1 protein-coding gene is annotated in these 725 nt (G+C 56.3%); it reads left to right on the forward strand.

The window, feature by feature from the left end; all coding sequences use genetic code 11:
• The first annotated feature begins 297 nt into the window (after positions 1-297).
• On the forward strand, positions 298-579 hold the full coding sequence (locus AAFU51_18850; GenBank protein ID MEO1573302.1) for a hypothetical protein: 282 nt from the start codon (positions 298-300) through the stop codon (positions 577-579).
• The last annotated feature ends 146 nt before the right edge of the window (positions 580-725 follow it).

The following is a 725-nucleotide window of genomic DNA, read 5'->3' on the forward strand; positions in this document are numbered from 1 at the left end:
TATAGTCCTTTTGGCTGTCATGTCTCTCTGCAGGTCGCGGGGCCGGAAACGGGGACAGGAGGGCTCCAGACACCACTGGCGGCCGCGAGAAGGGAGAGGTTGGACAGGCTGAGGAGCAGTCATGTTTAAGCTCTCTGGGAACGAATCCCCGAGGGCGACACTACCCCCCTTCTCTTTCGCGGGTCGCGAGTCGGTACCGCGCTCCACAACAACGCGTGAGGGAACGTTGTCCGTCAGGTTATAAAGGATACGCGCGAGCACCTTTGTAACCCCTAGGATACGTACCTTTCGTGCGCTGTGAAGAACCAGGTGGAGAAGGCGTTGAAGGGGAGGGTGGACTACTGCACGAAGCGGCGGGTCGTAACCCTCGTCCTCCTAAAGATCCGAAGCAGACGACGGGAGGTGGAGGAGGAGGAGGACGAGGACGAGGAGGACGAGGAGGAGGACGAGGACGAGGAGGACGAGGAGGAGGAGGAAAAGAGGGTACTTAAATTGCATATAAGACCAACCTTTCACGTCCTCAATCTGGAAAATCATCTATCTTTCGATTTTCATGTCTTCAGATGCGGAGGAGAGTGATTTTGGCCCGGTTGCCGAGGCCGAAGGCGCAACCGGGCGAAGAACTACCCCCAATCGGAAGCAGAAGGGGACATTGTCCCCGGTTGTGTAACCTGTGAAGAGGCAGAGACGCAGTAAGCTTATTTGGTACTCTTTTTCGAGGCTTA

This window comes from Bacteroidota bacterium (assembly GCA_039821555.1).
Classification (GTDB): domain Bacteria; phylum Bacteroidota; class Rhodothermia; order Rhodothermales; family Rubricoccaceae; genus JBCBEX01.